The organism is Citrobacter sp. Ce006 (assembly GCF_030336535.1).
GTDB classification, from domain to species: domain Bacteria; phylum Pseudomonadota; class Gammaproteobacteria; order Enterobacterales; family Enterobacteriaceae; genus Citrobacter; species Citrobacter europaeus.
In genome coordinates this window covers 378,763-397,253 of record NZ_JAOWDO010000067.1, presented here as the reverse complement: position 1 = coordinate 397,253, position 18,491 = coordinate 378,763, and the positions used below count along the sequence as shown (strand labels likewise).

18 protein-coding genes are annotated in these 18,491 nt (G+C 52.9%); 6 read left to right on the top strand and 12 right to left on the bottom strand.

What is annotated here, in order from left to right; all coding sequences use genetic code 11:
• The gene (locus OGV94_RS10985; RefSeq protein ID WP_043016312.1) at positions 1-708 is read right to left on the bottom strand and encodes a CoA transferase subunit A; all 708 of its coding nucleotides are present in this window, start codon (positions 706-708) and stop codon (positions 1-3) included.
• 142 nt (positions 709-850) lie between these two features.
• Here OGV94_RS10985 and OGV94_RS10980 point away from each other — a divergent pair, with 142 nt between their 5' ends.
• Positions 851-1,741, top strand: a complete 891-nt coding sequence (locus tag OGV94_RS10980; protein WP_286523326.1) for a LysR family transcriptional regulator — start codon at positions 851-853, stop codon at positions 1,739-1,741.
• Between the two features lie 30 nt (positions 1,742-1,771).
• Here OGV94_RS10980 and OGV94_RS10975 read toward each other — a convergent pair whose 3' ends face one another.
• The 7 genes from OGV94_RS10975 to OGV94_RS10945 are packed head-to-tail and all read right to left on the bottom strand — an operon-like array spanning position 1,772 to position 8,689.
• The gene (locus tag OGV94_RS10975; protein WP_172863032.1) at positions 1,772-2,707 is read right to left on the bottom strand and encodes an oligopeptide/dipeptide ABC transporter ATP-binding protein; all 936 of its coding nucleotides are present in this window, start codon (positions 2,705-2,707) and stop codon (positions 1,772-1,774) included.
• Entirely contained in the window at positions 2,700-3,686 is a 987-nt protein-coding gene (locus OGV94_RS10970; RefSeq protein ID WP_043016315.1) for an ABC transporter ATP-binding protein, read from the bottom strand. Before OGV94_RS10970 ends, OGV94_RS10975 begins: the two co-directional genes overlap by 8 nt.
• Positions 3,683-4,579: a D,D-dipeptide ABC transporter permease gene (gene ddpC / locus OGV94_RS10965; RefSeq protein ID WP_043016316.1), complete on the bottom strand. Its 897-nt coding sequence runs from the start codon at positions 4,577-4,579 to the stop codon at positions 3,683-3,685. The genes OGV94_RS10970 and ddpC overlap by 4 nt, the downstream gene beginning before the upstream one ends.
• Positions 4,576-5,598, bottom strand: a complete 1,023-nt coding sequence (locus tag OGV94_RS10960) for an ABC transporter permease (RefSeq protein ID WP_075146175.1) — start codon at positions 5,596-5,598, stop codon at positions 4,576-4,578. Before OGV94_RS10960 ends, ddpC begins: the two co-directional genes overlap by 4 nt.
• A 44-nt stretch (positions 5,599-5,642) precedes the next feature.
• Positions 5,643-7,205, bottom strand: coding sequence for an ABC transporter substrate-binding protein (locus OGV94_RS10955; protein WP_080625191.1), 1,563 nt, complete (start codon positions 7,203-7,205; stop codon positions 5,643-5,645).
• 15 nt (positions 7,206-7,220) lie between these two features.
• Positions 7,221-7,808, bottom strand: a complete 588-nt coding sequence (gene ddpX, locus OGV94_RS10950; RefSeq protein WP_087050545.1) for a D-alanyl-D-alanine dipeptidase — start codon at positions 7,806-7,808, stop codon at positions 7,221-7,223.
• A 14-nt stretch (positions 7,809-7,822) separates the two neighbouring features.
• On the bottom strand, positions 7,823-8,689 hold the full coding sequence (locus tag OGV94_RS10945) for a MurR/RpiR family transcriptional regulator (protein ID WP_080625189.1): 867 nt from the start codon (positions 8,687-8,689) through the stop codon (positions 7,823-7,825).
• Positions 8,690-9,087: 398 nt separating this feature from the next.
• On the opposite strand from OGV94_RS10945, the gene hdeB reads away from it, so the two are divergent.
• From hdeB to OGV94_RS10920, 5 genes are all read left to right on the top strand, one after another.
• The gene (gene hdeB, locus OGV94_RS10940; protein ID WP_043016321.1) at positions 9,088-9,417 is read left to right on the top strand and encodes an acid-activated periplasmic chaperone HdeB; all 330 of its coding nucleotides are present in this window, start codon (positions 9,088-9,090) and stop codon (positions 9,415-9,417) included.
• Positions 9,418-9,572: 155 nt separating this feature from the next.
• Positions 9,573-11,519 carry a methyl-accepting chemotaxis protein gene (locus OGV94_RS10935; RefSeq protein WP_075146171.1) on the top strand — a complete coding sequence of 649 codons (1,947 nt, stop codon included), beginning with the start codon at positions 9,573-9,575 and terminating at the stop codon, positions 11,517-11,519.
• A gap of 176 nt (positions 11,520-11,695) precedes the next feature.
• On the top strand, positions 11,696-12,010 hold the full coding sequence (locus tag OGV94_RS10930) for a helix-turn-helix domain-containing protein (protein ID WP_032943458.1): 315 nt from the start codon (positions 11,696-11,698) through the stop codon (positions 12,008-12,010).
• Positions 12,003-13,058, top strand: a complete 1,056-nt coding sequence (locus OGV94_RS10925) for a type II toxin-antitoxin system HipA family toxin (RefSeq protein WP_286523323.1) — start codon at positions 12,003-12,005, stop codon at positions 13,056-13,058. The genes OGV94_RS10930 and OGV94_RS10925 overlap by 8 nt, the downstream gene beginning before the upstream one ends.
• A 54-nt stretch (positions 13,059-13,112) precedes the next feature.
• Positions 13,113-13,631 (top strand): DUF6622 family protein, encoded by a 519-nt coding sequence (locus OGV94_RS10920; RefSeq protein ID WP_087053327.1) that lies wholly within the window; start codon positions 13,113-13,115, stop codon positions 13,629-13,631.
• Here the strand turns inward: OGV94_RS10920 and OGV94_RS10915 are convergent.
• The 4 genes from OGV94_RS10915 to OGV94_RS10900 all read right to left on the bottom strand — a co-directional run bounded on the left by OGV94_RS10915 (position 13,628) and on the right by OGV94_RS10900 (position 18,485).
• Positions 13,628-14,995 (bottom strand): glycoside hydrolase family 10-like protein, encoded by a 1,368-nt coding sequence (locus tag OGV94_RS10915; protein ID WP_200007019.1) that lies wholly within the window; start codon positions 14,993-14,995, stop codon positions 13,628-13,630. The genes OGV94_RS10920 and OGV94_RS10915 overlap by 4 nt on opposite strands.
• Before the next feature lie 12 nt (positions 14,996-15,007).
• Complete coding sequence (locus tag OGV94_RS10910) at positions 15,008-15,295, bottom strand: VF530 family protein (protein WP_043016326.1); 288 nt, start codon at positions 15,293-15,295, stop codon at positions 15,008-15,010.
• A 122-nt stretch (positions 15,296-15,417) separates the two neighbouring features.
• Entirely contained in the window at positions 15,418-16,746 is a 1,329-nt protein-coding gene (locus tag OGV94_RS10905; RefSeq protein ID WP_198432233.1) for an HlyD family type I secretion periplasmic adaptor subunit, read from the bottom strand.
• Positions 16,746-18,485, bottom strand: coding sequence for a type I secretion system permease/ATPase (locus OGV94_RS10900; RefSeq protein ID WP_043016327.1), 1,740 nt, complete (start codon positions 18,483-18,485; stop codon positions 16,746-16,748). Before OGV94_RS10900 ends, OGV94_RS10905 begins: the two co-directional genes overlap by 1 nt.
• Between the last annotated feature and the right edge of the window lie 6 nt (positions 18,486-18,491).

Below are 18,491 nucleotides of genomic sequence, written 5' to 3'. Positions count from 1 at the left end.
TCAGGCTCCTTTCTGGCGCAGGGTGCGTTGTTCAATACGTTTTTCAAACTGCCCTTGAATCAGGCGGTTAACGAAAATTCCTGGGGTGTGAATTGCGGCGGGATCCAGTTCTCCGGGAGGGACAATTTCTTCGACTTCCACAACGGTAATACGCCCGGCGGCGGCCATCAGCGGATTAAAATTCTGCGCGGTGTGGCGATAAATAACGTTGCCGTACCAGTCGGCTTTCCAGCCTTTAACCAACGCAAAATCACCGGTTATCGCCTGTTCTAAGATGTAAGGGCGTCCGGCAAACTCGCGAACTTCTTTGCCTTGCGCAACCGGGGTCCCGTATCCGGTTGCGGTATAGAAGGCCGGGATCCCCGCACCGCCCGCACGCAGTTGCTCTGCCAGCGTGCCCTGCGGCGTCAGGATAGCTTCCAGTTCACCATTAAGTACCTGTTGCTCAAAGAGGGCGTTTTCACCCACATAAGATGCGACAACCTTGCGTACCTGGCGCGTTTCCAGCAGTACACCAAGGCCAAAACCATCCACGCCGCAGTTGTTTGACACAACCGTAAGCCCTTGAACCTCCCGACGACGTACTTCGGCAATCAGGTTCTCAGGGATCCCACATAAGCCAAAACCGCCAGCCAGCAACGTCATGTTATCGGTTAGTCCTTCCAGCGCCTCTTGATAAGTGGCAACCCGTTTATCCAGTCCAGCCATACACTTGCCCCTTCTGTTGTCCTTGCTGACATCATTGGGGGTGAAAAATGATTTGTTAATTTTAAATTTGTGACTCACTCATTGGGTTTTTTTATCAATTTAATGTTAATTAAAGGTATTCAACAAGTTAAGGGAATGCGAAATGGGAATGAGCATCAAACATTTACGCGCGTTTTTAGCGGTAGCTCACACTCTGAATTTTGCTCATGCCAGTGAACGACTGAATATGTCGCAACCCGCACTAAGTCTGGCGATTAAAGGACTGGAGGATTCGCTGGGCGGGGCGTTACTGTTGAGAACCACACGCAAAGTGACCCTGACGCAAGAGGGCGAAACGCTGCTGAACATGGGGCGACAACTGCTGGCGGACTGGGAAAATACGGAAGAGGCAATGCGCCAGCGCTTTACGCTACAGCGCGGGAAAATCTCTATTGCCGCCATGCCCTCATTCGCTGCTAACGTCCTGCCATCGGTACTAAAAACGTTTCGGGACTCCTACTCCGGTATCAACGTAACGGTTCACGATGTGATTAACGAACACGTAATTGAAATGGTCAGTGAAGGGCGGGTAGAGATGGGGATTGCCTTTGAGCCGGACTATTCAGGTCATCTGCATTTCACGCCGCTCGGTGTGGATCGTTTTATCGCCATTGTGCCGCCAACGTGTCGGCTGGCGGGCAGGGATCGTATTGCGTGGCGCGAACTGTTAACGCTGGATTTCATCACGCTGCAACGTCCTTCTGCCGTGCGCCTGATGCTGGAAGAACAACTGGTGCAAAGTGGACATACGCTGGAGGTGGCGCTGGAGAGCCATCAACTGGTGACCATTGGCCGGCTGGTAGCCAACGGACTGGGCGGCAGTGCCGTACCCGCCCTGTGCCGCACGCAAATGACCGAGCTGGGCGCAACCTGTATCGATCTGGATACGCCGGTGATCCAGCGGCGGATCGGCGTTTTGCGTTCGGCGCATCATAAGTTGTCCACCGCCTCAGAAGTGTTGGTGGATTCACTGAAAAAGGCCTATTGCGCCTGATGCTCTCACGCATTACGCCAGCCGTTAAGGTTATGCCACCGCCCGCCAGCAGCGAACCTCACATCCGGTGTCACTTTTCAGCAATGGCTGTTTCTGCTCACAACCTCGGGTTGCCAGCGGACATCTGTCACGGAAAAAGCAGCCCTGAGGCAGCGTACGGTTCCCCGGGAGTTCGGTTTTGCGCAACACCAAATCTTCCGCCAGCGGTGCGCCCGTTTTGGGGACCGAGTCCAGTAATAATCGCGTGTAGGGATGAGCGGGCTGAGCGAGTACCTGCTGCGCATCGCCCAGCTCGACAATTTGCCCGAGGTACATTACCGCCACCCGGTCGCTCATATGGCGGACCACTGACACGTTGTGCGATATCAGCACGTAAGTCAGATTCCTGCGCGCCTGCAATGACACCAGCAGGTTGAGAATTTGCGCCTGCACGGAGATATCCAGCGCCGAGGTAGGTTCATCGAGAACAATCACATTGGGCTCTGATGATAGCGCCCGGGCGATGGCAATACGCTGACGCTGTCCGCCAGAAAACGCATGCGGCAGGCGATCGAGGTATTCCGGGCGAATCCCCACCTGGCGCGCCAAATCCTCGGCAAGCATGCGTCGCTCACGCTCCGGACTCCGCTTTTGGATCCACACCGGCTCGGTAATTATCCGCCACACCGGTAAGCGCGGATCCAGCGATGAAAGGGGATCCTGAAAGACCATCTGCATACCGTTGTGCTGCGTGTCCCCCCGGCAAGCATAGTTACCCTGACTGGGTTTCAGCATCCCCATCAGCAGTTGCGCCAGTGTACTTTTTCCGCAGCCGGACTCACCGACAATCCCCAGCGTTTCTCCCTGACGGATCTGTAAATCCAGGCCGTTGAGCGCATGCACCCGTTCCGTTACTTTGCCGAGCCAGTTTTTACGCGCAGGGAAGTTGACATGAACATCCTGCAGCGCCAGTAAAAAATCAGACATGTGTTGTCTCCAGTTGCGGATACCAGCAGGCAGATTGTTGATCCGCGCCTCCCTGACTGCTTAACGCAGGCGTTTCTTCACAACGTGGGCCAGCGGCAAAGCAGCGCTCGCGAAATGCGCATCCGGCCGGTAAACAGGTTAAGTTCGGCACGGTACCGGGAATGGCGGGCAGTAATGCGCGTGGCTCACCGTGTTCCGGCGCGCATTTCAGTAGACCAATGGAATAGGGATGCGTTGGGCGTTGAATAACAGTTTGCGTCGGGCCACTCTCAATCACACTCCCGGCATACATGACGTATAACCGATCGCATAACTGTGAAACCACCGCCATATCATGACTGATAAATAATACGGCTGTCCCGCTGGCGCGCGCTTTTAACTTCAGCAAACGCAGCACCTGCAGTTGTACCGTGACGTCCAGCGCGGTGGTCGGTTCATCGGCAATGATAAGCTCCGGCTCGCACGAAAAGGCCAGGGCAATCATTACCCGCTGACGCATCCCGCCGGAAAGCTCAAACGGGAAACGTTTCATGACTTCCGACGCGTCCGGGATTTGCATTTCGTCGAGTAAAGCGATGGCTTTCTGACGAGCATCCGTGCGGCTTAACGCCTGATGATGGCGAATAACTTCCACCATTTGCTGACCTATACGTCGGGTCGGATTCAGCGCCGTCATGGGTTCCTGAAAGATCATCGCCACACGTGCGCCGCGCCATTGGCGCATTTGCTTCTCGCTGGCGTTGAGCACATCTTCACCCAGCAGCGAAACGCGCCCCTGGTGAATATGATAGCTTCCCTCCGGCAGCAAACGCATGGTGAGCATAGCCGTCACGGACTTACCGGAACCGGATTCACCCACCACGCCAACGATTTCTCCGCGGTTGATATGCAGCGATACATGGTTCAGCGCATGCACGTCAGCTTTATAGCCGGGGAAACTCAGATGCAAATCTTCAATTTCCAGCACAGGTTGTGTCATGACTGTTTTCCTCCGGCTTTCGGATCCAGCAGATCGCGAATACCATCGCCAAAGAGATTAAAACCCACGGCGGTAATCAGAATGGCGGCGCCAGGAAAAGCGCAATACCACCACTGATCAAGCACGTAGTTGCGGCCAATTGCGACCATCGCCCCCCATTCAGCACTGGGCTGCTGTGCGCCCAGACCAATAAACCCGAGCGTGGCGGCCATCAGGATCGCGCTGCCGATGTCCAGCGACGCCTGTACAATGAGCGGCGGCAGAGAGTTACGTAAAATGTGCCAGCTAATCAAATGCCAGCGTGAAGCCCCGTAGGTTCGTGCGGCCTGCACATAGGTAAACTGGCGCACCACTAACGTTTGACCGCGGGCGAGGCGCACATAAAACGGAATACGTACGATGGCAATCGCCAGCATGGCGTTAAACAGGCTTGGACCCAGCGCGGCGGCCAGCGCCATCGTCAGCACCAGCGAGGGAATAGACAGCATAATGTCCATTATCCGCATAATAATCGCATCGGCACGTCCGCCCATGACGCCAGACAGACACCCCAGCAGCGAACCCAATCCCCCGGCAATACCCACCACCACCAGCCCCGCAACGACCGACTGCTGACTTCCCACCAGAACGCGACTGAACAGATCGCGGCCAACTTCATCGGTACCAAACCAGTGCGCGGCTGACGGGGGCAGCAGACGTGCACTCAAATTGATAGCATTGGGATCGTAAGGGGTTAGCCACGGCGACAGCACCATTAGCAGTAGTATCAGTACAATGATGACCCCGCCAACCATCGTCAGTGGGCTGCTTTTCATCATCCAGAACAGTTTAGCCCAGTCCGTGCGGCGGCGTGTTGTCTGAGGGGCGGTCGGCGTTTCTTGTGTGAGCATCATTGTGCGCCTCCACGTCCAATTCGTGGGTCTATCCACAAATAGAGCAAATCCACCACCAGGTTAACCAGCACATAGGCGAAAGAGACCACTACGGCAAATCCCATTACCGCCGGGAAGTCGAGCGCCTGAATCGACGTCACCACCCACGCGCCCATGCCTGGCCAGGCGAAGACCGTTTCAGTCAGCACCGCGCCGTAGAGCAGATCGCCTAATGCCAGGCCGAGAACGGTTATCGAGGGGATGAGCGCATTGGGCAACGCGTAACACAATACGATGTACCAGCCCGGCAGCCCGCTGGCGCGAGCGGTACGAATGTAATCTTCACTCAGTTGCTCAAGCATGGCGGAGCGAATCTGGCGAGCGACAATCCCCAGGTGCACAAATGCCAGCGTCAGTGATGGCAGGATCAGGTGCTGAAGCGCATTGAAAAAGACTTCGCCATTGCCTTCCAGCAGTGCATCTATCAGATAGAACCCGGTAACGTGAGCAGGCGGATCCAGCCAGTCGTCTAAACGCCCGCCGCCGGGTAAAATTTGCAGATGCCCATAAAACAGCACGATAACCCCCAGCCCCAGCCAGAATGCAGGCGTGGAGATGCCGGTGATCGCCATCAGGCGAACGAGATGATCAAGCCAGCGATTGCGCCATACTGCAGATAAAATACCTAACGGAATCCCAATAATCAGCGCCAGCAACAAGGAGCAGAAAGCCAGCTCAAGGGTAGCGGGGAAGAAAATGCGTAGCTCATCCAGTACCGGACGTCCGGTGCGAATAGAGATGCCTAAATCGCCATGAAAAATGTCGCTGACATAGCGAAAAAACTGCACATACAGCGGCTGATTCAGCCCCAGCTGTTGGCGAATATTTTCGACAATTTCATCGCTGGCGCGATCGCCCGCCAGCAGCCGCGCGGGGTCGCCTGGTATCAGGTGTGAAATAATAAAGGTGATTACGCAAACACCGATAACCACCAGAATAAGTCCCCAGCATCGCTGGCGTAAAATACTCCAGAACGTCATTAGCTTCCCCTTGCGGAGCCAGAGCGGCTCCGCATCATCGTGGCTTATTTACTCATGGTGGAGATATTGAAGACCTGTTCCAGCATCGGATTGAATACAAATCCTTTGACGTCTTTGTTCATCGCCAGCTGATAGTTTTTCTGGAATAGATAGACGTAGGCTGCTTCATCAATCACGATGGTTTGCGCCTGCTGGTAGTCATTGGTTCTGGCAACCTGATCGGTCGTGGCCAGCGCGCTACGCAGGAGTTTATCGACCTCAGCGTTTTCATAGAACGAACGGTTACCCGGCAAGCCTTTCTTGTCTGATTCAAACCAGTAGTTCATAAACATGTACGGGTCGGCGAAGTCCGGGCTCCAGTTGCCAATGGCAATGTCGTAATCGCCTTTACCCACGCGGTCACGCATGGTGGCGTTCGCCAGTTTTTCCAGCTTCACCTTAATGCCCAGTTTGCCAAGGCTTGCCTGGGTCGCGAGCGCGATAGGTTCCCAGTTAGGGTCATTATCAGAGTACAGGAAGCTCAGGCTTTCAGGTTTGGTGGCAACTTTGTCCAGGGCCGCTTTCGCTTTGGCTTCATCGAAGCTGTACTGCATGGCCTTGTCGTCAAAACCCCACATGCCTTCAGGGATCGGGCCACGCATTTGCTTCCCATTGCCGCTCAGGATCCCGTTGACCATGCCTTTATAATCGGTGGCCCACGAGATGGCTCGGCGTAAATCCACCTGATTGAGCGGGGCCTTACTGTTGTTGAGATACAGATAGGTCACGCGCAATGAGGGGTAATCCGCCACGTTCACTTTGCCTTCTTGTTTTAAGGCGGCCAGTTGGTCAACAGGAAGCGCATCGGCAATGTCGATATCGCCACGCGATAATTGCAGGCGGCGGGAGGCGCTTTCACCGATGATTTTCACCGAAACCCGCTTAAACGTCGGTTTAGTGCCGGAATAATGCGGGTTAGGCACCAGCACCAGCTGTTGTCCTTTTTGCCAGCTTTTAAGCATGAATGGCCCGGAACCCGCCGTGTTCTGCGCGAGGAATCCACGGGCATCGTCTGCGGCATGCTCTTTTAAGATAGCCGGGTTAATAATTGAAGCCCCGTCATTTGCCAGCGTATACAGAAACGGAGCAAACGGCTGGCTCAGGGTAAATTTCACCGTGGTGTTATCGATCGCCTCAACCTTCAGATCTTTCGGGAACGCTTCTGCGGGACCCTGACCAATTTTGAGCAAACGTTCGAAGGATTGCTTTACCGCATCAGCCGTCACCGGCGTTCCGTCGGCGAATTTGGCATCGTTTTTCAGAGTAAACGTCCACTCTTTCTGGTCGTCCGAGGCTTTCCAACCGCTGGCTAAATCGCCTTCAACTTCCGTGGAACCTTTGCCACCATCGGTTTTGTACTGAACCAACCGCTGATAAGAGGGATAGGTGACCGTCCAGTCGTTGTTATCGATGGTCACGGCGGGATCGAGCGTCTGAGGATCGGCGGCTTTACCAATCACCAGCATGTCTTTAGGCACGGCGGCCTGCGCGGCGGGCAGGGCAAACGCCAACGCAACGGCTATCAGAGCGGGGCGAAAAAACGCGTTTAACGCAGGTGTAGTCTTCATAACCAGGCTCCAGAATTAAAGGGGATGTTGTGTTGTTATGGGTGAAGCGGGGAAACAGGCTATCTGGTCGTCAAGCAGCGGATAACGAGCGGCATCAGGTAATTCAAAATGCCACCACTCGCTGTTGATACCGACAAAACCGCCCCCGAACATAATGGCATTGAGCAGCAGCCGATTGCGCTGCGCAGCCGGAGGAACAGAAGGGTGCCAGGCATGGGAACGGTCGTGCATTTCATCAAAACCGGCCCCCATATCGAGTAGAACGCCACGATCGTCCATTAACGTAACGTCAATGGCCGTTCCGCGACTGTGATTGGATCCTATCGCCACATCAACAACGTACTGGGGATCAGGACAGGCATTCCACAGTACTGCCTGCGCCTGCTGAGGGCGATACGCGTCGTACACCACCAGCGACAATCCCGCCAGTTGCGCAATACTAATGCTTTTAGCCAGCGCGGTTACCGCCTCGGCGTGCAACAGGCAGCGCGCTTCCCGATAGATAGGCGCACCGGTAATGTTGTCGGCAGTGGCGTATTTAAGATCGATATGCAGCGACGGAAATATCACCGACAGATCGACCAGTTCTGGGGTTTCTGACATAGCACGTTTCCTGTTCATTGTTCGAATTGACCAAATTGTTGTTGTAACTGGCGATTGGTTTGCAGGCGTCCTGCGAGGGAGTCACCCAGTTGGGCCACCACCGCAGAGAGTAATAAATTGAACAAACAACTCACCGGCGCCAGTGAGTCCCAGAAATGTCCGGTGTCGGTTTTTACCTGAAGTAAATCAATAGAATAGTCTCTGGCCCATGGACACCACACATCGGTGATTAGCGCCAGCGGAATGCAACGTTCCGTGGCGACGCGGCAATATTGTCGCGAGATAGCGGAATAGGCGCGCATATCGGTGATCACCACGTAAGGCTGGCTGAATCCCGAATTCAGCGACTCCACCCAACTGCCGGAAAGCCCTTCGGAGTAGCTAACTTTAGGTCGCAGGTATTCCAGGTGACTAAAAAAGGCGTTGGCGATCCCACGGGTGGACTGGATCCCGAGAATATACACGGCTTCCGCATGCGCCAGCTGCTGCGCAATGCGTAAAAACGTTTCGCCTTGTGCAAGTTGATAGACGTGGGTAATGGCGTCGATTTCCAGTAACAGCGACTGCTGCGCGCGATCCGGCAGGCTTTGCTGTTGGTGCCAGGAGTCCAGCCGCTCGTTCATTCCCCAGGGCTGATACGGGACAACGGGTAGCTCTCGCAGACTGGCTTTTGCATCTTCCAGATTGCGAAACCCCAGTTTACGCAGATAGCGTCCAACGGTAATACCGCTGGTTCCGGTTGCTTTAGCGATACCATCCGCGGTTTCAAAAGGGATCTGTACAGCATGGGCTAACAGCCACCCGGCCACGCGCTTTTCGCTGGGCGTCAGCTGGCTAAAGGTCTGCTCTATGCGGGTAAATAACTCAGGTTTCGCTGTCATTACCTTCTCGCTGTTAGTTGTCTGTCAGATTACGGTTCACTGTTAGCAAATTAACAATGCAGGACGCGTGCCAGGTCGGTAACAGCGGCACACTGGCTGTTTTTGTTAAAATAAACTCATATTCGTTAACTAATGATCAACATTTGTGCAGCGTAGTTCAGTTTTGGTGCAGCGGCAGGGGGAGCGGGGCAGGATTCTGTTGATTTCGTCGGAACGATCACATTGTGGCCACGTTTTACGCCCAAACATCAGAATCAGTAATGTGAAATATAAATTTCAGCTATATCCATGGCGGCAATCTTTATTCTCATGATGGTAGGGGTATTATTTTTGCGAACTACATTAACGGTTTGAAGCGCAAGTGTAGATATTATTTATATTATAAATGGAGTTCTACAATGAATAAATTTTCTCTTTCTACAGCTGGTATTCTGGTCGCAGCGCTGTTAACCAGTGTCAGCGTCAATGCAGCAACTGATAACGCTAAAACTGAAGTGACTCCAAAAGGCATGAGCTGCCAGGAGTTTATTGATTTGAACCCGCAAACTATGGCTCCGGTGGCTTTCTGGGTGCTCAATGAAGACGAAGACTTCAAAGGTGGCGATTACGTAGACTATAACGAAACCGTGACGACTGCAGTTCCCCTGACCGTTGAACTTTGTAAAAAACATCCTCAGAGTGAATTAAGCAAAATAAAAGACGAAATCAAAAAAGAATTATCCAAATAAGATTAAGCAGTTATTAAAACCCAGCCAGAGTGCTGGGTTTTGCTATTCGTGACAATGTCACTTATTTGTTTTGTAATACTTAAGAAAACTTTATAAAGATATAAACTCCTGTGCCGATACTGGATAAAAGTTAGCCTTTTGCAGAAGGAGTTTGTATGGCCTGGTATCCTACTCGTATTTCAACGCGTTTAACCATCGGCGGCATTCTGCTGCTTGCAGTCACGAGCCTTGTGATAGTGGTGATTATGCTCTGGCGTGGTCAGCCGCGCGTCGTTGAAATCAACACCGCCCTTATCGAAGAAACAGGGCAAGGTTTAACCCGTCAATTGAGTACCGTATTGTCCAGAATTGAAGGCGAGACCGTCAGCCTGTCACGGCTGGCTGAGGTGCTGCCAAATGATGAATCTCTGTACCAAAACGTCGTTCCACACCTGATTGGTGAAGGTAAAGATTCGATTATTACCGGCGGCGGCATCTGGCCAGAACCTGATGCCTTCACCGCTGGTGTAGAGAAAAGAAGCTTTTTCTGGGCGCGTAATGCTGAAGGAAAACTGGTGTATTCCAACGACTACAATGTCGAAGGATCAAGCGGATACCACAATGAAAGCTGGTATCAGCACGCCAAAGGGCAATCACAAAACAACTGCCTATGGTCTGATGTTTACCAGGATGCCAGTTCTGGCGTCAACATGGTGACATGCAGCGTGCCTTATCAACTGGCGGGCAAGTTTGCCGGGGTCGCCACCACCGACATTCGCCTGGATAATGTCGCTACTTTCATGCAGCAGCAGGGCAACAGCACCGGCGGCTACGCGTTTGTGGTAGACAAGCAGGGACAAATTCTCTATTTCCCGCAGGCCGACCTGGCAAAATATAAAACCATTAACGATCTGGCGCAAAGCGCGCAATGGCTTATCCCGGTGGAAAAGGGGCTGAAATCTCTGCGCCCGGCCGATGGGGTGAAGACGATTACGCTTGCAAACGACAACGTTCTGAATACGGCGTCACGGGTAATGCTGTTCCCGATGGCGGATACCGGTTGGGTTGTCGGTCTGGTGACACCTGAGTCGCGTATCGTCGGCCTTGCCAAAGTAATGATGCAGGACGTCCTGGAAGTATTAATCCCGATAATGACGTTGTTGCTGGTGGGATCCTGGCTGGTGGTTCGCCGACTGATTTCTCGTCTCGATGATACCCGTCAGGCTCTTGATGACATCGCGCAGGGCGAAGGCGATCTTACCCGTCGTCTGGATGTTCGCGGCAAAGATGAGATCTCTGCTATTGCCGAGGCGTTTAACCTGTTCGTCGATAAAATCTCAGCCATTTTGATCACCGTCAGAAGCAGTAGCACAGTGGTGGCGAATAACGCCGTTAGCCTGGCTGACAGTAATATGGAGCTTTCATCTCGCGTAACGCAGCAGGCTGCTGCTCTGGAAGAGAGTTCGGCGGCTATGGAGCAGTTAAATGCGACCGTTCATCAAAATGCCAGTAACACACAACTGGCGGATGAGCTATCCGACAGTACCGCGCAAACGGCAAACCGTTGCGGCGATGTGATGCAGGGCGTGATCTCTACGATGGATAACGTCAGCGCCTCATCAGGCAGAATGGTGGAAATTGTCGCGGTCATCGACAGCATTGCGTTCCAGACCAATATTCTCGCCCTGAATGCCGCGGTTGAAGCCGCCAGAGCGGGTGATGCTGGCAGAGGGTTTGCCGTCGTGGCCTCAGAAGTGCGCACGCTGGCTCAGCGCAGTGCCACTGCTGCCCAGGAAATTAAAGCGTTGATTGATGAATCCGTTTCTCATGTAGGTAGCGGAAGTCAGCAAATCCACACTGCCGGCGAACGTCTGGGAGAACTGGTGAGCAATGTGCGTCAGGTGCGCCAGTTGATGGGGGAAATACGCGTTGCGGGTGAAGAACAACGTAAGGGCGTTTCCGAAGTTACGCTGGCCGTTACCGAAATGGACAGCACCGTTCAGCAAAACGCCTCATTAATTGATGATGCCGCAGCACGGACGCAGGCGCTGAAAGAGGAGGCGGAACAGTTGGCACTGCTGGTCTCATCCTTCAGATTACCTGAGCCTGGCGTTGCCGGATAACCACACCCTATCCGGGTACAGGCAATGTGCCCGGATAACTCCAGTATAATGGCCCTTAAGCAAGATTTTCCGGTTTAACTCCCTTTTATTGTGCCTTATAAGGCTTTGAATCATTCCCCGTTTAACTCTATAATATTGGGTGTAAAGTCGTTTTTATCCCAATAAGAGCCAATATTATGGATTTAACGCTAAATACTGCAGCCGATATCGTCAAACTACTTTGCGACAGGTTGCGTAAAGAACGACTCGCCCGGCAAATGACGCAGGCTGATGTTGCCGCGCGTTCAGGGGTCGGTGTGAATACCGTTTCAAATCTGGAAGCGGGGAAAAATGTAGGATTTGAGAATCTGGTCAAAGTCGCGATGGTGTTAGGCTATGGCGATGCGCTGGAGGGGTTATTCAAACCCAGGATTGATAGTCTCGATGATATTTTGCGTTACGAAAAGAGCGCGGCACGTCAGCGGATCAAAAGGAAAAACTCTGATGCCTGAGCAAGTTGATGTCTTCTATGAAGGCTGGGGTGAGAAATGGCTGTGGGGCAAACTGATGTCTTCCACAGCCCTAACCGGACGTCCGTTGATCGCCTTTGAATACAGTGAAGAGGCCTTACGTAAGGGGCTGGAACTGTCCCGACTGATGTTACCGCTGAACGGTCCCCGTTTACGCAGGGATTTCCCGGCTCATCAGTTGGGATTACCTGGGCCGGTCTATGATTCGCTACCTGATGGCTGGGGTATGCTGTTGATGGACCGACTATTTAAACGCCGCGGGCTCAACGCAGCACGCATTGGTCCATTGGAGCGCTTAACCTGGGTCGGCAACAACGCGATGGGCGCCATGACATTCCAGCCCGTTCAGTCAGATGTCGAGACGCTGTCAAAAGAGGATGTTCCTCTCGCACAACTGGCCGCGGAGGTTCAGGAAGTCCTGAGCGGGGAAGGCGGGGAATTCTTGCAAAAACTACTCCAGATGGGCGGTTCGCCACAGGGAGCAAGGCCTAAGGCGCTACTTTATCGTGACACTGTCACGTCTAAATTCACCACGGCGCCGCTACCCGGGAGCGAAAGCTGGCTGATTAAATTTCCCGCCAGGCATGAGCATGCTGAGGTATGTGCCCAGATTTGTACCAATGATGTCAGAGAAAAGGCAAAAGCGTTCGAACGCATGGTTTTCAACGTAGCATTTAACAACCGCGACGATCATCCGAAGAATTTTGCCTATTTAATGTCAGCTGATGGAAACTGGACTCTGGCTCCGGCCTACGACGTCACCTGGTGTGAAGGGCCTGGTGGATATCACCAAATGGACGTACTGGGAGAGGCGCTGGATATCGAAAGAAAGCACCTTCTGTCGCTAGGCGTTCAGGAAGCTGAGTTATCTGCTGATCATGTGAACGGCATAATCGAAAAGGTCTGTCACTCTGCCACAGGATTGAGCGCTGTCGCCAGGGATAAATATCCCGATCAGATAACGCAATCCACGCTGAATACGATACAGAAACAAATTAATGATAATGTCCGCCGGTTAATGTCCCGGTGACGCAGATATAGCCGCTACACTTACCGGAGAATTAAAGCTGAGCGGGGCAATGTTATGGCTGAATTTGTCTTGGGTATGCTGGAACACACACCAGTTTGGGTGTATCTGTTGTTTGTCTTTCTGCTTTACCGGGGGATTAAAGCCAGAACGCCCGCCACCGTCACGCTGGAAAAACTGGCGCTAATCCCCGCTATTTTTCTGTTCTGGGATATCTACGATTTAATCACTTATCGCGATCCGACCCTCATTACCTATATCCAGTGGGTAATAGGTATTATCAGTGGCGCGATAATTGGCTACATGTTGATTAACCCCAGCCGTTTGAGTCGAGGTAGCGCACCGCGGAGTATTCACCGTCCGGCGGACTATTCCGCATTGCCGTTTATGCTGCTGGCATTCAGCGTTAAGTACGTACTTGGCGTACTTAACGCCGTTTCCCCCGACGTTTTACGCCAGCCCGCAATGAGTGCCATGGCTATCATTACTGGCGGCATCTTCGCCGGTGTTTTTGTGGGGAAATTTAGCCGCTACGTGAGCGTCTGGCTCAGGCTTCGCGGTCAGGACAACCATTAGCGCCCCCAACGATTGCGAATGTAGGTCACGGCTTCCTGCGTTTGCGGCTGATTAAGGTAATCTTCGCGAAACAGAATTGTGCCATTAATGTGCGGTTCAGACTCGTTCAGATCGAGCTGTTTTTTCAGCTCCGGTACGCCGCCTTTGACCGTCCAGTCCGGCTCTTTTCGCGACGGTTCGCCGACTTTATACAGCGCCACCCCAATATACAGGCGGGTGTTGGTTGATTTGACGACATCAGCCCACCATTTTGCCAGTACATCGTAGCGCGCCGCGTCGCGGGCAAAAGGCCAGTACAGCTGCGGAGCGATGTAGTCCAGCAGACCTAGTTGCACCCAACGACGGGTGTCAGCATACGATTCATCATACGCTGCCGCGCCGCGCGTGTCGGAACCTGCCGGATCGTGCGAACGGTTGCGCCACACGCCCGCAGGGCTGACGCCAAACTCGACTTCAGGTTTGAGTTTCTTGATGGTTCGCGAAACCTGAGCGATCAGACGTTGCGTGTTATCCCGCCGCCAGTCCGCTTTGGAAGCGAATCCCTGGCCGTATCTTCTGAAGGTCTGAGTGTCGTTGAGCGCAGATCCGGGAGACTCGGTATAGAAGTAATCATCAAACTGCACGCCGTCAACCGGGTAATTCTCAACGACTTCAGCCACGATGCTGGTTATCCAGTCACGCACTTCGGGAATACCGGGATCTAACACAAAACGCTCACCCGAGGTGCGGATCCAGTCCCGGTGCAGGACATAAACGCTGGAGGGCGTCTGCGTCAGGGTATTGTTTAGTTCGGTAACCGTCGAAGGCCTGGTGTTCACGGACACGCGGTAGGGGTTAAACCAGGCATGGACTTTCATGCCGCGTTTATGCGCTTCATCGAGCATAAACTGGAGTGGATCGTAACCCGGATCCTGCCCAATCCTACCGGTCAGGGTATCTGACCATGGCAAGATTTTAGACTGCCACAACGCGGTGGCATCAGGTTTCACCTGGAAAAAAACGGTGTTAATACCAAGGCGCTTCAGGTTGTCCAGCTTGTCCGTCAGCGCTTTTTGCTGCTGGCTGATGCGAGCGGCAGGCGAGCTGATGTTGACAGATGAAATCGGCGGCCAGTCCAGACGCGAAACCGTTGCCAGCCAGATACCACGCACCGGCTCCTTGCTTTGCTGTGGTTTACTCACCGGAGGCTGTGGCGTAACTCTGGAGCCGGGCGGTTGCGATGAACAACTGCCCAGTAGCAACATACTGCCTACCAGCAGCGCGAACCATTTCATGTTGGTTAGCGGCAGCCCGGCGCGGAAACGGGCGAGAACATTCGCTAGTTTTTTCTGATAATTTCCTGAAATAAAACCGGATGCTGACATCAGATTTTGCTCTTAATTCTTCTTGTTGCGGCTGTTAGCCCATGGGTCGAAGGCCGGTTCGGGGGTGTTGTTTGAGACCTGGTCATGCAGCGAATCAAGGTACAGCGCTTCGACTTCTGCCCGCGCCCACGGCGTACGGCGCAAAAACTTCAGACTGGATTTAACGCTCGGTTCATTTTTAAAGCAGTTGATATTAATGCGTTGCGCCAGTTCAGCCCAACCATAACGATCAACCAGGGCATTGACCTGCATTTCAAGCGTTACGCCATGTAATGGGTCTTTAGAAATATGAGCATTCATATGAAGTCCAGTTCAGTGGTTCCAGATTTTACGGGAAGAAGGTTACAAGAAAGCAAAGCTGCCAGCAATGGCAGAAACCGACATGGCGCCACAAGACGAGCACCCAACCGGCAATGGATGGATCAATACTCTTTAAAGGCCAGTTCCAGACGGGCAATCAACGGTTTAAACAGGTAACTCATCAGGGTTCGTTCACCAGTCTTGATCGTCACGCTGGCGGGCATTCCCGCTTTAATTTTGTAATCGCCCAGCAAACGCGCGCCCTCTGCTGAAACCTGTACTTCAGCAAGGTAGTAAGGCTGCTGTGTGGCCTCATCAATTAAACGATCCGCCGAGATGGTGAGAACCTGGGCCGGGACCGACGGTAACAGCGCGTGGTTAAGGGCAGGGAATAGCACATCAACGGTTAAACCGGGGACCAGTTTATCAATGGCGTGCACCGGTATTTTGGCATCGATTTGCATCGGTTGCCCGGCGGCAACGATATCCATTAAATGTTCTCCAGGCTGGATGACGCCGCCAACGGTACTGACTTTAACATCCAGCACGATGCCGTTAATCGGCGAGCGGATCTCGGTGTTATCCAGTTCATGACGCGTGGATACCAGTTCATCCTCCAACATTGCCACCTCTTTTTGGTTTTCGGTCAGTTCAGACTCAACCTCACGTAAATATTGATGACGCACCTGGTAGGCTTTAATTTTTAATTCATTCTGCTGGGATTTCAGTTTGGCAATATTAAGTATATCTTCTGAAACGCTGCTGGATATTTCTGCTGCTTCGCGCTCAAGCACCAGTAACTGCGCTTTGGGGTAATAGTTTTTTTCACTCAGTGCGCGAATAGCACCCAGTTCCCGGTTAATCAGATTGAACTGGCGGTCGCGATAGCCTTTTATTTTATAAAGATTATCCGTTTGTCCCACCAGGCCATCGAGCGTCTCCTGAATCATCGACAGTTCGTCCTGAATGGTCTTGCGGCGCGTATCGAAAAGTTTAGCCTGCAGATTTCTCACTTCCGCCAGCCGTTTATTGCCGGAGAACTGCTGCGTCAACGTCGTATTAAAGCCGATTGTTTCCAGACCATCGCGTTCTGCCAGCAGGCGGTCTTCAATACTTTTAGCAGAAATATACTGGGCGTTTAAGGCGCTGAAACGCATTTCGAGCTGCATTTTATCCAGCCGGACAAGAACCTGGTTTTTCTTCACGAAGTCGCCTTCTTTGATAAAGATATCCGTTACCCGACCGCCATTCAGATGCTGAATGGTTTTACGGTTACTCGATACGGTTACCGTGCCATCGGCGACCACGCCCGCATCTAACGGTGCTTGTACCGCCCAGAGGATAAAGCTGCCGACACCCAGCATAATGACGATCACGCCCCGAATAATCGGCGACCAGATATTGGTATCTACGCCAGCGGAGGCCGCGTTGTGGGGATTCTTTTTCATCATCAGGCCTCACGTTGCTGTTCAGTAGTGGATGGAGAAGGCGTAGCCACCGGTTTCAGTACGTTGGCCTGACGCAAATGGGCAAAAACCTGATCGCGGGTGCCAAACTCCTGTATAGCGCCATCGTTAAGCAGCAAAACTTTATTGACCACGCCGAGCAGCGTGGGTCGGTGCGAGATAATTACGGTGGTTTGCCCCTGCGTACGCAGGGTATTGATGGCTTTAACGAGTGCGAATTCCCCCGCGTCGTCAAGATTGGCATTCGGTTCATCAAGCACGATAAACGCAGGGTTGTTGTAAACGGCGCGAGCCAGCCCGATACGCTGTCGCTGCCCGCCGGAGAGCTGGTACCCACCTGCGCCAAGCGGTGTGTCGTACCCTTGCGGCAAACGCAGAATCATCTCATGTACGCCGGCCAGCAGGGCGGCAGCGACGATAAGCTCACTGTCATTTGTGGTGAAACGGGCAATGTTTTGCGCGATGGTGCCGTCAAACAGTTCAACATCCTGCGGCAGATAGCCAATGGACGGACCCAGCAGTGCTTTATCCCACTGACAAATATCCGCCCCGTCTAATCTGACCTTTCCTGATAACGGCTTCCAGACGCCAACCAAAACCTTGGCCAGCGATGTCTTCCCTGAGGCAGAGGGACCGATAATCCCCAGCACTTCGCCTTGTTCCAACTGGAATGAGATATTACGCAATAGTGGGGAAGACTGACCGGGAGCCGCAGCAAAAACACCTTCAACGCTGATGTTGCCGTTCGGACGAGGCAGGGTCAGCACCTCTTTCGGTGCCGGATACTCTTTCAGCAGGTCAGAGAGCTGGTGCCAGGCGCTACGAAACTGCACAAACTGCTTCCAACTGCCGATCACCTGTTCTACCGGGTTGAGGACGCGGCCAAGAATAATCGACGCGGCAATCATCAGGCCCGGGGTAATATGGCCGCCGATCACCAGTAAAGCCCCGGCGCCCAGCGCAATCGACTGCAGCAACACCCGCACAAAGCGGCTGAGACTGCTTAACCCGGCCGTTTTGTCGGCAATCAGCGTTTGTAACGCCAGCACTTTGTTATGCTGTTCCTGCCAGTTGGACTTCAGGGTTGAGAGCATTCCCATCGCCTCAATGGCATCGGAGTTTTGTAGCTGTTTATTCAGTTTACTGGCATTGTTAATCGTTAAGGCGTGCGCTTGTTGAATAGGGCGCTTGGTAGCGATTTCCGAGACCAGCGTCAGAATGAATAATAACGTTATTCCACCGAGGGAGAGATAGCCCAGCAGAGGATGGACCAGAAAGGCGATGAACAGATATATCGGCGTCCAGGGAATATCCAGCAGGGCGAACAGACTATTCCCGGAAAGAAACTGACGGAGCTGATCCAGTTCGGCTAAAGATTGCGCCGGGTTATTATCACCGGTAACCATCTTTCTTTTAAATGCCGCGTTAAAGACTAACTGGCTTAGCTTTATATCCAGCCGGTTGCCAAGCCTGACCATGACCTGCGCGCGGGCGGATTCAATCATGGCTATAACGATGTACAAGCCGACAATCAATAAGGTTAGCATTAACAGCGTGGTGGTATTTTTACTCACCAGCACGCGGTCGTATACTTGTAGCATATAAATTGCCGGCGCCAGCATAAGCATATTAATCACACAACTAAAAAACAGCAGCATCAGAAAAGTGGGTTTCGTTCCTTTTAATGCATCATTCAGTTCTGTTGGCGTATGCTGGCGCGACATAGTCTT

What these genes read in the sequence shown, in the direction of transcription:
- OGV94_RS10985 (WP_043016312.1), bottom strand. Translation starts at nt 708, where the DNA reads ATGGCTGGACTGGATAAACGGGTTGCCACTTATCAAGAGGCGCTGGAA.
- OGV94_RS10980 (WP_286523326.1), top strand. Translation starts at nt 851, where the DNA reads ATGGGAATGAGCATCAAACATTTACGCGCGTTTTTAGCGGTAGCTCAC.
- OGV94_RS10975 (WP_172863032.1), bottom strand. Translation starts at nt 2,707, where the DNA reads ATGTCTGATTTTTTACTGGCGCTGCAGGATGTTCATGTCAACTTCCCT.
- OGV94_RS10970 (WP_043016315.1), bottom strand. Translation starts at nt 3,686, where the DNA reads ATGACACAACCTGTGCTGGAAATTGAAGATTTGCATCTGAGTTTCCCC.
- ddpC (WP_043016316.1), bottom strand. Translation starts at nt 4,579, where the DNA reads ATGATGCTCACACAAGAAACGCCGACCGCCCCTCAGACAACACGCCGC.
- OGV94_RS10960 (WP_075146175.1), bottom strand. Translation starts at nt 5,598, where the DNA reads ATGACGTTCTGGAGTATTTTACGCCAGCGATGCTGGGGACTTATTCTG.
- OGV94_RS10955 (WP_080625191.1), bottom strand. Translation starts at nt 7,205, where the DNA reads ATGAAGACTACACCTGCGTTAAACGCGTTTTTTCGCCCCGCTCTGATA.
- ddpX (WP_087050545.1), bottom strand. Translation starts at nt 7,808, where the DNA reads ATGTCAGAAACCCCAGAACTGGTCGATCTGTCGGTGATATTTCCGTCG.
- OGV94_RS10945 (WP_080625189.1), bottom strand. Translation starts at nt 8,689, where the DNA reads ATGACAGCGAAACCTGAGTTATTTACCCGCATAGAGCAGACCTTTAGC.
- hdeB (WP_043016321.1), top strand. Translation starts at nt 9,088, where the DNA reads ATGAATAAATTTTCTCTTTCTACAGCTGGTATTCTGGTCGCAGCGCTG.
- OGV94_RS10935 (WP_075146171.1), top strand. Translation starts at nt 9,573, where the DNA reads ATGGCCTGGTATCCTACTCGTATTTCAACGCGTTTAACCATCGGCGGC.
- OGV94_RS10930 (WP_032943458.1), top strand. Translation starts at nt 11,696, where the DNA reads ATGGATTTAACGCTAAATACTGCAGCCGATATCGTCAAACTACTTTGC.
- OGV94_RS10925 (WP_286523323.1), top strand. Translation starts at nt 12,003, where the DNA reads ATGCCTGAGCAAGTTGATGTCTTCTATGAAGGCTGGGGTGAGAAATGG.
- OGV94_RS10920 (WP_087053327.1), top strand. Translation starts at nt 13,113, where the DNA reads ATGGCTGAATTTGTCTTGGGTATGCTGGAACACACACCAGTTTGGGTG.
- OGV94_RS10915 (WP_200007019.1), bottom strand. Translation starts at nt 14,995, where the DNA reads ATGTCAGCATCCGGTTTTATTTCAGGAAATTATCAGAAAAAACTAGCG.
- OGV94_RS10910 (WP_043016326.1), bottom strand. Translation starts at nt 15,295, where the DNA reads ATGAATGCTCATATTTCTAAAGACCCATTACATGGCGTAACGCTTGAA.
- OGV94_RS10905 (WP_198432233.1), bottom strand. Translation starts at nt 16,746, where the DNA reads ATGATGAAAAAGAATCCCCACAACGCGGCCTCCGCTGGCGTAGATACC.
- OGV94_RS10900 (WP_043016327.1), bottom strand. Translation starts at nt 18,485, where the DNA reads ATGTCGCGCCAGCATACGCCAACAGAACTGAATGATGCATTAAAAGGA.